We start from the raw sequence: 17,123 nt of genomic DNA, 5'->3' as shown, positions 1-17,123 counted from the left end.
CATCTTCATTTTATCTTATTTAAATATTACTAATTCTTAACTCTTCATTCTTCATTCTTAACTTTTAACTTTTCCTGCAATTTCTGCATCACAGCAAACAATGACGGGGTTATGAACAACAAGGCTAAAGTTCCGATCGTCATGCCGAATACAGTTCCTACACCGAGCGAGATATTACCGTTAGCCCCTGCTCCGGATGAAAATACCAAAGGAAGTAATCCGACTATCATGGTCAAAGCGGTCATCAAAATAGGACGAAGACGTTCTTTGGCGGCTCTCAATGCTGATTCGTAAATGCTCAATCCCTCTTTGCGGTAACGTTGTGCCAATTCGGTAATCAAAATCGCTGTTTTGGATAAAAGTCCGATAAGCATAATTATTCCTGTTTGCAAGTAAATGTTATTTTCCAATCCGAGCATCCAAGTGAATAAAAAACTACCCATCAATCCGATAGGGACAGATAAAATTACGGCAAGCGGAATTAAGAAACTTTCATATAATGCAGAAAGAATCAAAAAGATAAACAATATACATAATCCGATGATAATGACGGTATTATTGCTGCTGTCGGATTCTTCCCGGCTCATACCGCTAAACTCGTATCCGTATCCTGTGGGAAGATATTGTGCGGCAGTTTCCTTAACCGCTTGAATTGCATCACCGGAACTGTATCCATCTGCCGGGGAACCGTTTACGGCTATTGAATTAAACATATTGAAACGGCTTATAGTCTCAGAGCCATAAGTTTTAGTCAATGTAACAAATTGAGCCACTGGAGCCATTCCTTCATCAGTGCGGACAAAAATATTGTTGAGCGATTCCGTATCAAGACGATATTCTGTAGAAGCTTGCATCATAACGCGATATACTTTCGAGAAACGATTTATGTTGGAGGAATAAACTCCTCCGTAATAACTCGAAATTACAGATAAGACTTCGCTTGGCGAAACACCTGCCCGTTTACATTTAGCGAAATCCACGTCTACAGAATATTGCGGATATTTAATATCGAATGTAAAATATGCCATGCCGATTTCGGGACGCTCATTAAGCTTGGCAATAAAATCCTGCGTTGCATAATAAAGGTCTTCTACAGTTCCTCCCGCTCTATCCTGCATATACATCTCGAAACCGTCGCCCGAACCGTAACCGATAATCATAGGTGGTGAAAAAATGAAAAGATTTGCATTTTTGATATTTGTCGTACGGGCATAAATTTCGTTTATTACAGCGTCAATATCATCTCCTTTACCCTTGCGTTCGTCCCACGGTTTGAGACGTAACATAATCATTCCGGCAGTCGGTGTTTGTCCCGAAAGCATTCCGAAACCGGCATTGTTGGAATATTCGGCAATCTGGGGAATATCTTTAATCGCTTCTTCCACTCTTGCCATTACTTCTTGCGTTTGACTAAGCGTTGTTCCCGGAGCAGTATTCACGTTCACAAAAAGCATTCCCTGGTCTTCATCGGGAACAAGGCCTGTTTTGGTATTTACCATTGTAAAAATCAACAGTGCAAAAGCTGTTGCCAAAATTCCGCCTGCCACCCATTTACGTTTCAGAAAAAATTTCACACCGCCGGCATAACGATTTGTGATTGTGTTGAATGCGGTATTGAATCCTTTGCGAAAACGTTGTTGGAACGACTTTCCGCCTTCTCCCGAATCTTTTTCCGGACGAATCAATAAGGCGCAGAGGGCCGGACTTAGGGTAAGCGCATTCAAAGCGGAGATTCCTACCGCAACTGCCATTGTAACACCGAATTGTGTGAAGAAAATACCGGACGTGCCGCCGATAAAAGTCACAGGAATGAATACCGCCATAAAAACCATTGTACTGACAATAATAGGCGAAGTAATACCATTCATCCCGTCTACAGTTGCCTTGTAGGCGGATTTATAGCCCTGGTCTAGTTTTGCCTGTATCGCTTCGACTACAATGATGGCATCGTCCACCACAGTACCAATTGCAAGTACTAATGCAAAGAGTGTTAGCAGGTTAATGCTGTAGCCAAACAATGATAAAGCGCCGAATGTACCTATAAGGGAAACAAATATACTGATCATTGGAATAAGCGTTAACCGAGCGTTTTGCAGGAAAATATATACTACAAGGATAACCAGAATGAGGGCCTCGAGCAGTGTTGTAAGTACATTTTTTATGGATGCATCCAAGAAATCACGTACATTCTGCACTGTGCCGATTTTTACGCCTGGGGGTAAATCACTTTCTATTTCTTCCAACAAATTTTCAATCTGAATGGCGATATCGCGGGCATTGGAATTGGCGGTTTGAGAAACCATGCAGACAGTTCCGGGATGCCCGTTTGCTGTTCCGGTCATGGTATAGCTTTCTGCTCCGAGTTCTATATCGGCAACATCTTTTAAGCGCAACACTTCACCATCGGGAAGCGAACGGATAACCAATTCGCCAAATTCTTCCGGTGTTTCGAACCGTCCTCTATATTTCATAGAATATTGGAACATATTATCTGAATTTTCACCGAAATTTCCGGTTGGGGATTCTAAATTTTGTTCGCCCAAAACATTAGCAATATCCTGTGGAACAAGTCCATATTGTGCCATCAATCCCGGATTCAACCAGATACGAATTGCATAATCCGAGCCCAATACATCCACACCGCCAACACCTTCAATCCGAAGTATTTTAGGAATGATATTGATATTTACATAATTGGTGAGGAATAATTCATCGAAACGGTCGTCGCTACTGTAGAGATTGAAAATTATTACCTGACTGCTCTGCATTTTGCTAACCGTTACCCCACCTTTTGTAACGTCTGCCGGAAGTTGTCCGCTGGCTTGCGAAACGCGGTTTTGCACATTGATTGCTGCCATATCGGGATCGGTTCCCTGCTCGAAATATACTGAAATGGAAGCCGAACCGTTATTGCTGGCATCCGAAGTCATATAAATCATATTTTCAACTCCGTTAATTGCCTCTTCCAACGGAATAATAACACTGTTTTGTACCGTTTGGGCATCAGCTCCGGTATAAGAAGCCGAAACCATCACGGTTGGAGTTGCAATGGTAGGATATTGCTCTATGGGCAACGATTGAAGTCCTATTATACCCAATATAACAATCGCAATGGAAATAACTGCGGAAAGAATGGGGCGATCTATAAAGGTTTTTATACTCATGAAATTAAGAATTAAAAATTAAGAGTTAAGAATTTTTTATTTAATTTTGCAATTATATTATTGGAATTAAAATATTTAGAAATGGAAAAAGATAGTATCATTTCTGATAAATCATATAAATTTGCTATACGTATAGTAAATGCATATACGTTCTTAAGCAAGAAAAAACAGGAATATGTTTTGTCAAAGCAATTGTTACGAAGCGGAACTGCAATTGGTGCACTTGTTAGTGAAGGTCGCTTTGCACAAAGTAAGGCTGATTTTATCAATGAAATGTATGTTACACTGAAAGAAGCCAACGAAACAAAATATTGGATTAACCTTTTACATGATACTAAATTTATTACAAAATCCATGTACGATTCTCTTTTTGTTGATATTGAAGAAATTATTTGCATACTCGCTTCCATCGTTAAAACTTCAAAACGAAATAGTTAAGAATGATTTATTTATCTCATTAAATTTAGATATTACCATAAATCTATAATAAATTATATAATAAATTAATGAAATATGTTTATTATCAATGTTATACATCACTCAGCCTTTCATTTTTAATTCTTAACTCTTAATTCTTAATTTGCGAAACGGTAGCGCCGTTTCGCAGAAGTCCCGCTCCTTCGGCAACAATAATATCTCCTACTGAAAGACCGGATTCCACAATGTAAGTTGTTCCGTCGTTTATCTGGAAAGTCTTGATTTCTGTTGATTCGGCAATGCTGTCAATAACTTTATAAACAAATATTTTATCCTGCAATTCGTAGGTGGCAGCTTGTGGGATTACGATAACATCTTTCATTTCGTAAGGATAAATCACACTGCCGGCGCCGCCACTCAACAAAATACCGTTTTCATTGGGGAAAGACGACTTTACGCTGATTGCTCCGGTTGTTTTGTCGATAACGCCGCTGATGGTTTCTATACGACCTTTAGTTTCATATATGCTTCCGTCGCTGAGTTTGAGTTCTACTTCCGGCATAGATGCAACCGCTTTTGCCAACGAACCGTATTGACGCGTAAGCGAAAGAACATTATTTTCCGTCATGGAGAAATAGACGTGCATTTCAGAATTGTCGGAAACTGTTGTGAGCGGAGTTGTAATAGAAGAATTTACTAAGGCTCCCACGCGGTAAGGTAATGTGCCGACAATACCGTCCGCCGGACTTTTTATTACGGTATAAGACAGATCGTTATTTGCACTTATTTCCTGTGCTTTCGCCTGTGCGAGTTGTGCTTCGGCTGTCTTGAGAGAATTTCGGGAAGTCTGCAAATCGTGAAGAGAAATCACATCCTGTGCGTATAATTCTTCTTTACTGGAAACAGTCAGTTGTTCGGTTTCTACAGTAGCCTTGGCTGCTTCTACATTGGCTCTTGCCGTTTCCAAAGATGCTTTGTATGCTACTTGGTCGATAATAAACAATGTCTGTCCTTTACTAACAATCTCACCTTCCGTTACCAATATATCCGTAATAAGACCGGAAACCTGCGGACGGATTTCTATGTCTTGCCTGCCTTTGATGGATGCGGAGTAACTTGTTGTCAGCTTTTTATCGCTTAAACTGATTTCCATTAATTTGTATTCTGCCTGTGCCGGTTGCATTGTAGCTTTACTGCCGCACGAAGTTAAACATGCTCCTAATAATATTATCCATACCGAATGAATGATTATTTTTTTTCTCATTTTATAATTATTTTTTTAAGTTATCAACTGTTTATTTTTGAATGCAAAAGTCTTACAAATGCTAGCAACTCTAGATGTCTTAATTTAACCAATATTTGTCCATTTTTTACTTTTTCTACGAACACTCAAATTCTTTCGACGAAAATCACGTGATATTTGTCATTTTTTTACTTTGTCATTATTCTTTTACTACCTTTGCAGGAAAAATACTCAGAATCAAATATGGAAACAAGTTCACAGTTAAAAGAATTAACTGATTTTATTGATGATATACAATTCGATAGAGTAATCAATTACGAGAATAAAATTATTCTTATAGATCTCAATCATTTACCGGCTGAGGAAGAGGATCATTTAGCTATACCGATACGATTGAACGCGTTTACTATTTTCTTGGTTACTGCAGGAGAACTTCATATTACAATTGATTATAAGCCATATACGATAAAGAAAAATATGATGTTTACACTGATTGAAAAACACATCATTAATAATGTTTTTTCATCGGAAGATTTTCGGGGATTTCATATTGTTGTGGAACATGATTTTTTCAAAAATTCTACGGATGATGAAAAGCCGCCTTTGGATGTGCTAAATGCGGGAAAACCTAATCCGATTATTGGACTACAAGATATGGATTTTAGCAGAATCGTTGAGAATGTAGAAAAATTGAAGAAGGATATTTTACGGGAAGAATATTTTTATCGGGCAAAAATTATAAAAAATGATTTTGCTAATTTGATGTTTGAAATATGGAATTTATTGATACAAAAGTTTGAAACAGAAGTTTATAAACCGCAGAATGCTTACGAGTTAATAGTTGTTCATTTCTTCGATTTACTTTTTAAACACAGTACACAGGAGCATGAAGTTGCTTTTTATGCAAAAAAATTAAATATTACTCCCATTTATCTGTCAAGAGTTGTCAAACAAGTTATTGGAAAGACATCTATAAAAGTGATTAGCGATGTTATTTTGATGGATGCAAAAATATTACTTCGGAACAAAAAGATTACTATCCAACAAATTGCAGATAAACTAAACTTTTCCGACCAGGCATCGTTTAGTAAGTTTTTTAAGAAAAATACTGGGAAATCACCTATAGAATATCGGAAATGTCTGTGATATTTTTTAGGTTGTCAGCCATATTTTAAAACTTTTCACATTGGAGCGACTTACTACTATTCTTTCTTGCGTTTGAATTTTCAGGTTTAATGATAATTGTCCGGAAAACCATATAGATGCGTCTTTTATCGCATTGCGCGAAACAAAATACTGTCTGTTTACTCGGAAGAAATTGCCGGGATCTAATTGTTGAGAAAGTTTTTCCAAAGATTGATCAATAACATAATCGGTATTATTAAGAGTTACAACTTTTACAATTTTATGTTCCGTATAGATATATGCGATGTTTTCAACATGAACAGGAATCAATTTATCTTTATGAATTACAAGAATAGAAGTTTTGTAATTAGGTTCATTACGAAGAGTCTGTGTCAAAGCTTTTATCAAATTAGAATTGTTTAATGAAATAACATCTTTGGTGTGAGTAAACATTTTTATTTTAGATAAGGCCCTTTGAAGTTTTTCCTTATTTATCGGTTTTAAAAGGTAATCAATACTGTTTACCTCAAAAGCTTTTAACGCATATTCGTCATAAGCGGTTGTAAATATAATAGGAGATTCAATATCAATTTCTTTGAAAATCTCAAAAGATGAACCATCGGCTAAATGTATATCAAGAAATACAATATCCGGCATTGGGTTATTATTAAACCATTTTATACTATTGTCTATTGTAGCTATTTCCGCAATAACCTCTATTTCAGGATCGAGCTTTCCGAGCAGTCGTTTCAGATTGTCGATTGCTCTTTTTTCATCTTCAATTATTATAGCTTTCATAATTACAATTTGCTGTTTTGTTTGTTGCTTTCCGGTGTTAATAGAGGAAGCGTTACTTTAAATACACCGTTTACATTTGTTATTATTATTTCCTTTTGAAGTTTTAGTTTAAAACGCTCGGAAAGATTTGATAATCCTATTCCGCTTCCGCTTTGTGATGTTTTTTTAGGTCTGATTTGATTTATTACAGTTACAATAGGTTCCGGTCCTACAGAAATCTTTATCGTAAAAGGTGTGTCTGCAGATATCACATTATGCTTTATGGCATTTTCTACAAGTGTTTGAATGCTTAACGGAACGATTTGATAGTGCAAGAAATTTTCATCTATGTCAAATTCAAAAATCAAACAATCTTCATATCGTAATTGCATAAGATCGTTGTAATTGCGTGTAAATTCCAGTTCATCTCCGAGGGTTGTAAGTTCCTTGTTAGGCATAACATATCTAAATACTGCCGATAATTGCTGCAAATAATTTCGGGCACCTTCGGGATCTTCTTGTATCAGTGAATCCAAAGTATTGAAAGTGTTAAATAAAAAATGCGGATCCAATTGATTTTTAAGCGCTTCAAACCTTGAATTAGCATTTTCGGCTTTCATTGCTTCATAATTCAGTTCGGCATATCGTCTTTTTTGAGAAAGAAGTAAAATTTGTGAAATAAAAATGATAATCACCATTAAAAAAAGATCTCTGAAAATCCCTCTCCATTTTATAGGAAAAATAGGGGAGTCAAGTAAAGGCGAATCTATTTCGGTTAAAATCCATGTTGTTGCTATGCGAAGAATTAGGATAATTAGCAAACTTCCTACGACTATAATTAGATTTCTCTTTGGTGGAGATATTTTAGTTTTGAATAAACGAAAATTAAGTAGAAACAAACAAAGTATCAATAACAAGGTTGATATCCAATTATACAACATTGTTATGGTTGTCATGCGATGCGGAGGTTGCGCAAAATCGTCGTGCGGTGCAATTAATTCATTAAAATAAAGATTCAGAGAAAAAAACAGAAATAGAGTAATGCTTAGTCCGAGCGATAGAAGAATTGCAATACGATATGTGATAAATTCTTTTCTAATCTTAAAGTTGCTAAATGATATTATGTTATTGATATTTCTCATTAAATGATTTTTGGATTTGCGAATGCAAAATTAAGAAATTAAGTTATGAAAATGTTAAAAATCTGTCTAAATGGTTGAAAAATTAGATTGAGAGACGAAATTGGAACTATGAGGTTAATAGTTACTTGGTAATGATTTAATAATATAATTTATAGAATCTGATAATATTATAAAATTTTAAAATCTTTAAATTCCGCAATCTGAGGTTTATTAATACGTAAAATCCGTATTACTATAATATTTTTATCTTTGTAAAGTTTTAACGTATAAAAATATGACTAATATTAAATCAAATAGGATTTTAATTGCTGATTTAGAAAACGTTGATAATAATTATGGTATAAAAAATTTCATTCTGCCGGATAATAATAATTTGATTTCTCAAAAAATTTTGTTCAACGACCCATTTATGTTTTCCGGAATTGTCTTGGGATTATGTTTAAGAGGAAGTGCGAAACTTAGGATAAATTTTCGGGAATATGATCTGAAACCCAATACTATTATTGCCATTATGCCGAATCAGGTTATTACAATTATAGATAAATCCGACGACTTTTTTATTGAAAAGTTGTTTGTTTCTGTTGATTTTATTGCCGGACTCCCTTTGCCGCGAGATTTTTATACTATGATGAATTTCGGACATTTGCCATGTATGGAAGTGCCGAAGGATGCGATGGAGGATTTGATTGAATATTATGCTTTGATCGTAAAGCAACACAACCAGTTCGAACAACCTTACCGCGTGGAAATTGTTAAAGGAATTCTTTATACAATGCTTTTAGAAATGATCGGACTTTATAATATGAGGGTAGGAGCATTGCCTTCTCCTTCTTCACGTGCGGAAGAAATTACCACTGATTTCTTTAAATTGTTGAGAGTTAATTATAAACAAGATAGAACTGTTGCTTTTTATGCGGATAAACTTTGTATAACTCCAAAATATTTATCATCAATAATAAAAGAAGTTACGGGAAAAACGGTTTTGTTTTGGATACACCAGGCAATTATTATTGAAGTTAAAATGCTCTTGAAATCTACGGATTTAACGGTATTACAGATTTCGGATGAATTAAACTTTCCAAATCAATCTTTCTTCGGAAAGTTTTTTAAAGAACATGTTGGAATGACACCATTGGAGTTTCGAAGGAAATAATATTTTTTGAGGCGATATGTTTTGAAATATTGAAATTGTTTTGGTGCAAACCAATAAAACTGAATGAATTGATAAAGTTTATTACATTGAATATTAATTCATTTATTTATTATCGCTTGTTAATTGTTTCAAAATATTTTTCTCCATCTTATCAAGAATCTGCATTATAAATATTTGTTCGTCATCATTTATTCCATTTAATGAAATATCCTGCATTTTTTCCTGTACTTTCTTTATATCATTTTTTATCTCATTAGCTTTCGGAAGGATAAAAATGCGAAAACTCCGGTTATCATTTACATCTCTTTCCTTTTTTACATAGCCATGCTCAATGAGTTTTTCAACAATTCGGGTTACATTGGCAAAATCTTTTTGAGTAGCTTTTGACAGCTCACCGATTGATTGTCCGTTTTCTTTCCATAAATAATACAATAATGTCCATTGCTCGGGAGTAATATCAACTCCAGATTCTGCAATTATCCTGAAAACCAATCTTCGCGAAAGAAGAGAAACAGTTGCTAAACGATGGTTAACAATTTTATCAAGATCATTCATGATTAATACGTTCTTTAACTTTTTTCCAATCTTTGGTTTCCATAATCAGAAATGTTTCCGTCATTGTTCCGCACATTTCTTTAAATCGTTCAATTGGAATAGAGTAAGTTAAAATATTTTCCTCAACACTCAGTCGTGCCGATGGGTCAAACATTCCTATAAATGTTTGTTTTCCGCCATTTCTATTTTCTTGAAGAACTTGAGTAATTATGGAGCTGCATCCGGAACCGAAAGGAGCACTCACGGCATTTGCGTCGTTTGTATCGAACATACACCATGAAACCAAACCCGAAAGAATGTCGGGTGTTGCGAAGAAAATAATACCTTCTAAGTTGTCGAAAGAATCAATTTTATCAATTCTTGCAAAATTGATACATTTTCCGGCTTGCTCTTCTCGCGGAAAACTATTAAGAAATTCTGCAGCTAACTCTTCATCTTTTTTGTAACGTTCAATTACAGAGATAAAATGTGGCAAATTAGGACGTTGCGGAACGAAACCAGACCATAATCTTCCGCCGGGGCAGGAAATGTTTTCGGCTTTACTACTTAAAATTTCGCCATATCGTGCTGCTTGCATTGCGCCTATATAGCAACCTTTATGTTCAATCGGCTCTGCAATTGCTTTATCGGAATACCAAAATGCTAATGGCAATTCTGCCTTATCGCCGAATCCTTTACGATAATATTCAACAAATTGTTTTTGGTTCATACTTTATCTTTTTTGATTAACATCGCAAAGATAATAAATTTATTTGTCATGACAAATAAATTTATTATCTTTATCACATTTTATACAATTCGACACTAATTTCATTTGTTTCTGTGTCAACTTTTGCTTCATTGAATTTCGGAGCCTTGAGTTTAGGACGAATGTTGTTTGAAAATCCAATCTTTTCCGTAGGCATACCTATGAAATTTTGATTACATTTACCGTTGTTGTCTTTGTCGTGATAAATAAAAATAGCATAATTCTGTACTTGAAGATCTTTTACGCAAACAGTCATTTCTTTACTTGTTACCGGAAAATTAAAAAATTTGGCAAGTTTCTGATCCTTTGGGAAATTATCGGGATTATCAAAAACAAGAACAACAATCTGACCTTTTATCTCATCAATTCCTGTAATATTAATGTCAATGTTCTTCTGCGCTAAGGAAGATAAGGCGAATAATGTTATTACTAATGTTAATGTAATTTTTTTCATAACAGAATAGTTTACAGTTAAAAATCAGGAAATGTAAATCAAATGTAAGTTTGATACGAAATTCATTTATTAAGATTATTTCATTGGTTTGAAGATGAAACCGCCTTTATTATTTTTTGTAACATTTCCCATGCCCGGGTAAGAAATGTGCATTCCGGCAATTGGAATATTGTGTTTTGACGCAAAATCAAGCACAATAACTTTAGTAGCTGAAGCCTCTTCGGCATTTTTGTCGTAAATTGCGGGAATATTCGGATATGGAAATTGTATGGCAGCAACATTAATCACATCACCAATAATCAGAAATTGTTTCTCGGAAGATGTAAAGAGATAAACCGTATGCCCGGGAGTATGTCCGTAAGCTTCATAAGCCTGAATTCCCGGAAGAAAGTCTTTGGCCTTTTCTCCTAATTTATTAGGATGAAGAGTGTGCAGACGGTCTTTATATTCTGATAACATTGCGTGAGAGCGTTCATCCTCCGTTTCTTTTAACCAGTAGTCGTGTTCGCGCTGTGAAAGATAAACATCCGCATTCGGAAAAGATTTACGACCGTTTTTCATCATTCCGGAAATATGGTCGCCGTGAAGATGTGTCAATAATACTATATCAATATCTTCGGCTCCGATTCCTAAAAACTTCAGATTATCAAAAAGTTTTGTACCGTAACCGGAATCTATGAGAATATTCTTTCCATTTGCTTGCAAAAAAAATGCATTCACCGCACCCGGAATTGTATCGTCAGGAGCGCATTCATTTAAGATTTCATCTGTCAAACCGATTAAAACAGTAGGTTTATCATACTTGGAAATTTCTTGAAGCAAACTAACCTGCATGTCACCGAATTTGTAGGTATAAACATTTAGATTTTCTTGTGAGAATAAATTGTTTATAATCAATAAATTAATTATTGTAATTAAAAAAGTACGCATTTTCATTATTATTCAGTTTAAAATTAAATACAAAAATAAAAAAATGTTTTGTTGACCGGATTATAAAAAATCAAAAATTACGAGCTAATTATCTTTCTTCAATTATTAAGTCGGTTATGCTCTCTTTTTATAACTCAATATTGCCCAGCCGTTAAAGAGAATAGCTAATACTAAAAGCGAGACAAATTGTGGAATCATCTCCATAAATACTGCACCTTTGAGATAAACCATTCGTGTTACTTCGATTATATATTTCAGCGGACTGATTACTCCGAGTGTTTGTGTCCATTGCGGCATGTTTGTAAACGGAGTGAAAAGTCCACTCAAGAAAATAAATGTTGTGATAAAGAAAAACATGATAAACATTGCCTGCTGAATTGTATTGGCATAATTAGATACAACCAGACCCATTCCGCAGAATGTAAAGATAAATATTATTGAAAACAAGTAAATTGTAAGAATTGAACCTTTAGGTAGAAATCCGTAGAAAAGCCATGATACACCGATGCATATATTTATTACAACAAATCCGATTATCCAATATGGGATTAATTTTGATAATATGAATGTAGATTTTCTTACAGGAGTAACGTTTATTTGCTCAATTGTGCCGTTTTCCTTTTCTTCAACGATATTAAGAGCGGGGAGAAAACCGCATAACATAGCCATAATCATGACAATAATCGCCGGAATCATAAAATAGATGTATTGTAATGTCGGATTATAAAGATATACAGGACGGATATCTATTTGCGGTATTGATAATCGTGATGATGGTTGAATCCATTCTGTTTGAATGTTTTGATTGAAATCGGATATTATGCCTGTAAGATATGAACTTCCCATTCCACCTTTTACTCCGTCAACGGCGTTTATTGCAATGAAAACTTGTGTATTCCCGTCTTTGACAAGATTTTTTTCAAAATTTAATGGAATTTCGAGAATTAAATCGGCCTTGTCGTTTTCAACACTTTCCAAAGCATTATTATAGTTGTCAAAACTTCCGGAGAATTTGAAATATGTTGATGATAAAATTTTATCTGTTAATTGTCTTGAGTACGGACTTTTATCATGATCAACAACCGCAACCGAAAGATTTCTAATATCTAAGTTTGCCACTAATGGAAAAACCGCCAATGCAATAAATGGTAGGAAAATCACAAGATTCGGCAAGAATTTGTTTCGAAAAAACAGCTTAAATTCCTTTTCTAAAAGATATTTTAACATAGATAATAATTAAATTCGTGCTATTAGGTGGTTTTGATATAATATTTATTAATAAATTTCATAGATTTTTATCTGTTTTTATAACCGGAAATATAATATGATTTTATTTTTTATTTTTAATTATCAAAATTAGGATTTATAATATTTTACTATTTGTTTATAATCGATTCTTAAATTTTTTAATACTGATCGTCAGTAATAAAATCGCCATTCCAAGCAAGATTGAAAACTCAACGTAAATTGCTTTGAATCCGGCGCCTTTAATCATTACACTTTTTACTGCCATGATAAACCATTTTGCGGGGACAATATGCGAAACCCATTGTAAAACCAAAGGCATATTATCAACGGGAAAAATCAATCCGGAAAGCATCATAACGGGCATCATCAAAACTAAACCTGAGATAAGCATGGCGACTAATTGTGAGGAAACAACGGTAGAAATCAGCAATCCGAAAGCTAATGACACAATAATATATAATACACAAACGCCGATTAATAAAGCAAAGTTGCCGACAATAGGTACTCCTAATGCAAAGTACGACAGCAATAGAATTGTTGCTAAATTGATGAATGAAATTGTGAAGTAGGGGATTGTTTTTGCAACAATAATGGTCATTGGTTTTAGTGGCGAAACCAATAGTATTTCCATTGTTCCTACCTGTTTTTCCTTTACAATAGAAACGGATGTCATCATGGCACAAATTAGAATTAATACTAATCCCAATACGCCCGGAGTTGTACTGTAGGAACCTTTCATACTCGGATTGTAGAGCAATTGTATTTCCGGAGTAATTTGATACGGCATATTTCCCAGGTTTTTATTTATATCTGTTTGATATGATGCGATTAACATAGATGCGTATGTGCTTAGGGTGCTGGCGGTATTAGGGTCGGTTGCGTCTGCAAGAATTAAAACCTGCGCTTCTCCCGTATGAAGCATATTTTCGTAGAATCTTTCACTGAAAATAACAGCCATTCCTATTTTATTTCTCTTAAATAAATCTTCGATTTCTTCTTCCGTATTAACATAATGAGTAATATTGAAATATTCGCTGGTGGATAATTTGTTGATTATGCCTTGAGTTGCTACATCCTGCGAAGTATCCATTATTGCTACCGACGCATTTTTTATCTCAGTTGAAATTCCGAAACCGATAAGAATTGTCATCAAAATTGGTAGTAACAACAAAATAAGCGTAGTCCACATATCTCTGAAAATATGCAGAAATTCTTTTCGTACAAAGGTTCCAAACGCCGCTATTTTTCTGTTTTTCATAAATTTCAATTGGTCTTTGGTATCACTCCGGTTTTATGTAATTTCAACATCAGAGAATTATATTTTTCGATAGAAATATTCATATATACGGAATTACATAATTACATAATCTTCAAAATTTACATGTTAGTTTATTTCAAATTTTGCAATTTACATTATTACTGTTATTAACTTAAACTGTCAATATATTTAGATTTTCTTGCCAGTTCTTGAAAAACCTCGTCCATGCTGTTTGCATTAAAGTTTTGTTTTAATCTTTTCGGTGTGTCAAGAGCTTCGATACGACCGTCAACCATAATAGATATTCTTTTGCAATATTCCGCTTCGTCCATATAATGAGTGGTTACAAAAACAGTAATTCCTTTGTCGGCAGCCTGGTATATCAATTCCCAGAATTGCCGGCGTGTTACAGGATCAACGCCGCCGGTGGGTTCATCCAGAAAAACAATTTGCGGACTATGTATGATTGATACAGAGAAAGCCAGCTTCTGTTTCCATCCGAGCGGAAGTTCTTTTACGAGTGTGTTTTTTTCGCTTTCAAAACCTAACCGAGCCAACATTTCATCAGTACTTTTACTGATTTCTTTTCCTTTCAATCCGTATATTCCGGCATAAAGACGAATATTCTCCCATACTTTTAAGTTTTCATACAATGCAAATTTTTGGCTCATATATCCTATATTTTTCTTAATATCTTCGGATTGTGTTCTAATATTAAATCCGGCTACAGAAGCTTCTCCCGATGTCGGTTTACTAAGTCCGCAAAGCATGCGCATAGCAGTAGTTTTTCCGGCGCCGTTTGCTCCCAGAAAACCGAAAATCTCGCCTTTTTCAACCTCAAAAGAAATTTTATCAACAGCAGTAAAACTACCGAAGATCTTTGTCAATTCGCTTGCATGGATTGACAATTGATAATTGTTTTTTGAAACTTTCATTTTAATAATTAAAATACATATTTGATTAATCTTTTGAAGTCTTTACTGAGTTGATTAACAGTCTTAATATTAAATAGTTTTAAACTAACATATTTCATTCGTTATTAACGATTAATTTTCATTTGTCTCTCTCGGAACAAGTGCCATAAAGCAATCTTCAATTCCGGCTTCAATCTCTTTCACCTCTATTTCGTTATATCCTAAACTTTCTAAATCTGCTTTTATTCCGTCAATTGTGATTTTCTTACTATCAACGGTAATGTGATGGGTATCGCCGAAAGCATACACGGTTATTATTCCATTGTGTTGTCGCAGGTCTTGTAATAGTTTTGACATATTATCGGCGGAGACACTCCAAAGCGTGCCTTCGAAATCTTTTACAATATTTGCGGGCGTATTTATTTTCAGAAAAACTCCTTGTTGAATTAGTGCGATTCTATCACATAAACTCGCTTCGTCCATGTAAGGTGTTGATACGATAATTGTAATTCTTTGATCTTTCAATCTTCGTAGCATTTGCCATAATTCTTTTCTTGAAACAGGATCTATTCCGGTTGTAGGCTCGTCTAAAAACAAAATTGTCGGACGATGAATCAGGGCACAGCATAATGCAAGTTTTTGTTTCATACCGCCTGATAAAGCGCCGGCACGCCTTCCTTTAAAAGGTTCGAGATGTTGATAAATGTCTTTAACCAATTCGTAATTTTCTTGAATAGTTGTATTGAAAATCCTTGCGTAAAAATTCAAATTCTCTTCTACCGTCAAATCCTGATATAAAGAAAATCTACCCGGCATATATCCAACACGTAAGCGAATTTCCTCGTAATCTTTTACAACATCCAAGCCATCGACGATTGCAGTACCTTCATCAGCGAGAAGCAAAGTCGTGAGAATACGAAACAGAGTGGTTTTACCCGCACCATCGGGACCGATTATCCCGAAAATTTCTCCTTCGTTAACTTCGAAAGTAATGCCTTTTAAAGCTTGAACTTTTTTATATCTTTTTGAAATGTTGATAGTTTCAATCATGAAATTAACAATTAATTAAAATTCACGCCTGCGTACATTCCAATTTTCAGGTACCCGTCGTTCTTTACTGCTATTTTTACCGCGTAAACCAGATTCGATCTTTCATCGCGGGTTTGTACTGTTTTCGGAGTAAATTCGGCTTTTTCGGAAATCCAAGTCAGGACGCCGTTATATTCTTTTGTACCTTTATCTCCGAAATCGGCGAATACCTTGACTTCCTGTCCTAATTTCAATTCTGTGAACTGACCGGCACTTACATAAGCCCTGAGGATCATTTCATTTGTGTTTGCAACTTTAAAAAGTGCTTTTCCTTGTGTTGCCATTTCACCTTTTTCAGAGTATTTTACTAAAACAATTCCGTTTATAGGACTGATAATATAAGATTTTTCCAGATGGTCGTCCAATTGCGCAATTTGAATTTCCAATGCACTGCTCTCCTCATTAATACTCATATTTCCTCTTACCATTGATGAACGTTGAGCCGCAATTTGTTTGTCAAGCAAAGCGATTTGTGCGTTTATGTCGTCTAAATCTTTACTGTTAGCAGCGTTTGCTTCAAGAAGTTTTTCAATACGTTGTTTTTCCTTTTTTGCTGTTGACAATTGTTCTTCAAAAACTGCAATTTGCGTATTTACATTTGTTTTGCGGGTCTTAGCTGCTTTAATATTGCTTTGCAATTGCAACTTAGAAAGATATAATTGGGTTGTGTCTATAACTCCTAGTAATTGATTTTCAGTTACTTCATCTCCTTCGTTAATATCCAAATACAGAATCTTTCCCGTTGCTTCCGAAGAAACAATAATCTCCGTTGTTTCAAAAGTTCCTGAGGCATCATAATGTACTCCATTACGCTGGCATGAATATAACGGCATTATTATAAAACATACCATTACAAATTTTGCAATTGTTAAATTAAATTCTTTTATCATATTTTTTTGTTAAATT

Annotated in this window: 16 protein-coding genes; 3 read left to right on the top strand and 13 right to left on the bottom strand. The window is 34.8% G+C overall.

The window, feature by feature from the left end; translation table 11 throughout:
• Positions 1–44: 44 nt before the first annotated feature.
• A complete protein-coding gene (locus tag LBP67_08430) occupies positions 45–3,164 on the bottom strand; it encodes an efflux RND transporter permease subunit (GenBank protein MDR2085002.1) in 3,120 nt (1,039 codons plus the stop codon).
• An 81-nt stretch (positions 3,165–3,245) separates the two neighbouring features.
• Here LBP67_08430 and LBP67_08425 point away from each other — a divergent pair, with 81 nt between their 5' ends.
• Entirely contained in the window at positions 3,246–3,602 is a 357-nt protein-coding gene (locus LBP67_08425; GenBank protein MDR2085001.1) for a four helix bundle protein, read from the top strand.
• Between the two features lie 130 nt (positions 3,603–3,732).
• Here the strand turns inward: LBP67_08425 and LBP67_08420 are convergent, their stop codons facing one another.
• Positions 3,733–4,845: an efflux RND transporter periplasmic adaptor subunit gene (locus LBP67_08420; protein MDR2085000.1), complete on the bottom strand. Its 1,113-nt coding sequence runs from the start codon at positions 4,843–4,845 to the stop codon at positions 3,733–3,735.
• A 222-nt stretch (positions 4,846–5,067) separates the two neighbouring features.
• Here LBP67_08420 and LBP67_08415 point away from each other — a divergent pair, with 222 nt between their 5' ends.
• Positions 5,068–5,970, top strand: a complete 903-nt coding sequence (locus LBP67_08415; GenBank protein MDR2084999.1) for a helix-turn-helix domain-containing protein — start codon at positions 5,068–5,070, stop codon at positions 5,968–5,970.
• A 6-nt stretch (positions 5,971–5,976) separates the two neighbouring features.
• On the opposite strand, the gene LBP67_08410 is transcribed toward LBP67_08415, so the two are convergent.
• Together LBP67_08410 and LBP67_08405 are read right to left on the bottom strand one after the other, a co-directional pair.
• Positions 5,977–6,747: a LytTR family DNA-binding domain-containing protein gene (locus LBP67_08410; protein MDR2084998.1), complete on the bottom strand. Its 771-nt coding sequence runs from the start codon at positions 6,745–6,747 to the stop codon at positions 5,977–5,979.
• Between the two features lie 2 nt (positions 6,748–6,749).
• Entirely contained in the window at positions 6,750–7,868 is a 1,119-nt protein-coding gene (locus LBP67_08405; protein MDR2084997.1) for a histidine kinase, read from the bottom strand.
• 274 nt (positions 7,869–8,142) lie between these two features.
• Between LBP67_08405 and LBP67_08400 the strand changes: the two genes are divergently transcribed.
• On the top strand, positions 8,143–9,021 hold the full coding sequence (locus tag LBP67_08400) for an AraC family transcriptional regulator (GenBank protein ID MDR2084996.1): 879 nt from the start codon (positions 8,143–8,145) through the stop codon (positions 9,019–9,021).
• A 102-nt stretch (positions 9,022–9,123) separates the two neighbouring features.
• On the opposite strand, the gene LBP67_08395 is transcribed toward LBP67_08400, so the two are convergent.
• The 9 genes from LBP67_08395 to LBP67_08355 all read right to left on the bottom strand — a co-directional run bounded on the left by LBP67_08395 (position 9,124) and on the right by LBP67_08355 (position 17,107).
• The gene (locus LBP67_08395; GenBank protein ID MDR2084995.1) at positions 9,124–9,576 is read right to left on the bottom strand and encodes a MarR family transcriptional regulator; all 453 of its coding nucleotides are present in this window, start codon (positions 9,574–9,576) and stop codon (positions 9,124–9,126) included.
• Positions 9,569–10,285 carry a DUF169 domain-containing protein gene (locus LBP67_08390; GenBank protein ID MDR2084994.1) on the bottom strand — a complete coding sequence of 239 codons (717 nt, stop codon included), beginning with the start codon at positions 10,283–10,285 and terminating at the stop codon, positions 9,569–9,571. The genes LBP67_08395 and LBP67_08390 overlap by 8 nt, the downstream gene beginning before the upstream one ends.
• A gap of 73 nt (positions 10,286–10,358) precedes the next feature.
• Complete coding sequence (locus tag LBP67_08385; protein MDR2084993.1) at positions 10,359–10,778, bottom strand: DUF2141 domain-containing protein; 420 nt, start codon at positions 10,776–10,778, stop codon at positions 10,359–10,361.
• Between the two features lie 75 nt (positions 10,779–10,853).
• A complete protein-coding gene (locus LBP67_08380; protein MDR2084992.1) occupies positions 10,854–11,714 on the bottom strand; it encodes an MBL fold metallo-hydrolase in 861 nt (286 codons plus the stop codon).
• 108 nt (positions 11,715–11,822) lie between these two features.
• The gene (locus LBP67_08375; protein MDR2084991.1) at positions 11,823–12,935 is read right to left on the bottom strand and encodes an ABC transporter permease; all 1,113 of its coding nucleotides are present in this window, start codon (positions 12,933–12,935) and stop codon (positions 11,823–11,825) included.
• Positions 12,936–13,092: 157 nt separating this feature from the next.
• Positions 13,093–14,214, bottom strand: a complete 1,122-nt coding sequence (locus LBP67_08370; GenBank protein MDR2084990.1) for an ABC transporter permease — start codon at positions 14,212–14,214, stop codon at positions 13,093–13,095.
• A gap of 167 nt (positions 14,215–14,381) precedes the next feature.
• Complete coding sequence (locus LBP67_08365; GenBank protein MDR2084989.1) at positions 14,382–15,149, bottom strand: ABC transporter ATP-binding protein; 768 nt, start codon at positions 15,147–15,149, stop codon at positions 14,382–14,384.
• 111 nt (positions 15,150–15,260) lie between these two features.
• The gene (locus tag LBP67_08360; protein ID MDR2084988.1) at positions 15,261–16,178 is read right to left on the bottom strand and encodes an ABC transporter ATP-binding protein; all 918 of its coding nucleotides are present in this window, start codon (positions 16,176–16,178) and stop codon (positions 15,261–15,263) included.
• An 11-nt stretch (positions 16,179–16,189) separates the two neighbouring features.
• Positions 16,190–17,107, bottom strand: a complete 918-nt coding sequence (locus tag LBP67_08355; GenBank protein ID MDR2084987.1) for an HlyD family efflux transporter periplasmic adaptor subunit — start codon at positions 17,105–17,107, stop codon at positions 16,190–16,192.
• Positions 17,108–17,123 lie beyond the last annotated feature (16 nt).

This window comes from Bacteroidales bacterium (assembly GCA_031276035.1).
In the GTDB taxonomy this organism is placed as follows: Bacteria; Bacteroidota; Bacteroidia; order Bacteroidales; family BM520; genus RGIG7150.
Note: the sequence above shows the minus strand (reverse complement) of the source record. Positions and strands in the feature narration are given on the sequence as shown.